General features: G+C 43.1%; 2 protein-coding genes. Both read right to left on the reverse strand.

Going from position 1 to position 1,926, the window contains the following annotated elements:
* Positions 1-430: 430 nt before the first annotated feature.
* Positions 431-763, reverse strand: coding sequence for a PBPRA1643 family SWIM/SEC-C metal-binding motif protein (locus AC4FIC_RS11605; RefSeq protein WP_100257941.1), 333 nt, complete (start codon positions 761-763; stop codon positions 431-433).
* 638 nt (positions 764-1,401) lie between these two features.
* The coding region (locus AC4FIC_RS11610) for an insulinase family protein (RefSeq protein WP_273285786.1) at positions 1,402-1,926 on the reverse strand (525 nt) is incomplete at its 5' end.

Consider the following 1,926-nt stretch of genomic DNA (forward strand, 5'->3'; position numbering starts at 1 on the left):
GCACCTTCCGGCCGCGAATCGTCGCACCGCCGCTACCAATTAAGACCCGACGTTACTCGCGCTATTTATCGCGACCTTTTGTGTTGTGATCACAACATTTTTTTCGTTTTTGGGGAAGGGAGCATAAATACAGGTAAATTAACCGGCTCATCACGCATAACCCATGCTTACTATTCGCCATAGTTGTTTTAGTATTGTAGTGGTAGGTGCTACTTACCATTGTGTAGATTGTTAATGATAGGCTTAAAGTGGAGGCGCTTTGAATATTGGAGAGTCGAGTCGACGGAAGGGTTCTTATCGAAATAATAATCAAAAGAGGTGCATCAATCCTCCTCTGGTTTGCCATAAAAATAAACATTAACGTTGTTGCCGATGCAGTGACTATTGAAGGTTGGGTGCTGTGATTATTTACTGCAACCTAAGTAAAATATCAACCACAGCATTTTTTATATTTCTTGCCGCTATCGCATGAACAAGGATCATTGCGGTTAGGAGTTTTGGCGGCCTTGCTGGTGATCAATTTATTTACTATAGCGTCAAGCTCACTGATGTTTTCGTCTACTGCGTTATCTACCGAAATATTAGCAAATGCTTCATTGTCAGCAACTAGCTTTTCTAGTTCACTTTTTCTCTCATCGCTATTCACCACAAGTGTTAGTGGATTTTTCGCTGTGCCAAGCTTAGCGGTGCGCTCAAAATTATCACCCGATTTTACATAATTTTCTCTGGTATGGATGCGCCCTTTATAATAAAGATCGTGCATGGTGTTGCTCCGCTAATTAAGTGCGTAATTTAAGCGCGGGATTATAACGGAATATTTTAGATAGTCGACGAAAATTAACACATTCAGTCGTTATTAATGAAAATAACCCTAACCTGTAGATATTTGAACTAAGTGTTCGGTATTCATTGGGTGTATTGCTGATTATTGGTATAGGGGGGGGTGTGGGCAAGTATGTGCGCGTTTGCAGTTAGGGTTTTTCGAGTATTTTGCTAATCTTTATTGTTAAAAATAAAAATAATTTTTAACGGCAATAGTTATTTATTTTAACAAGTGGAGTCGGCGAAAATGGCAGAAATATTAAATCGCTTAAGGCGGTCATAAGTTCCTCTATCGGTCATTTTAATTCTTAATCAATATCGACGCCTTTTTTTCAAAAGGCGCCTAAGGCGAGCAAGTCAGGGCGCTCAAATTTAAGAAATAAAATGTGCGCCCTGTTTCTTATTTATCAGAAAAAACCAGATTTAAAACCATTGCCAGCGGCCGATCGATTGGTTCTGAAAACAACGCTCAGTAGATCGATACTGCTTATTAATGCACAACCTAGTATCGCCTTTACTTATTCAATCGCTCAGTAAGGTCTTGCCAGGCTATTTGGATCGCACTTGAGTCTCCCCGACTCAAGGCAACCATATATACTGCACCAGAATAGCCGGGTCGTTTCTAAACTGGGCTAATAGGTCTGCTAAATCCTGGCCGGTTAGCGTTGTATCTGGATCAAAAGGCTTGATCACATCGCTGACTGACCGTTCAAACTCCTCGGCGCGTGCCAGTAGCAGTGCTTGATTCTCAGTGGACTCTATAAAGGTGGCTGAGTCGGCATGGATTGTTTGCATCCAACCTTGGATCGTTGCGCTGTCTGGGGGCTGTTGGATCAGAGCGTCGAGTAGCGACTGCACTGCAGCAACATAGTCTTCAACCTGTTCCGGTGCGACATCGGAGGCGATAACCAAGCTGTAAACTGGCCAATCCAGAGAGTCAGCCTTTAACCAGTTATTGATGGCGTAGACTAAGCCCAGTTCCTCGCGCAGATTTTGAAATAGGGCCTCGCTGAGCCAGTTATTTAACAGCGGATGCCATTCATTCTGAGCAACTTGGATGGCGCCTCTGGGCAGTTGAAAACGAAGCGTAACCTGTGCCTGCTG

It is taken from the genome of Reinekea sp. (genome assembly GCF_982785585.1).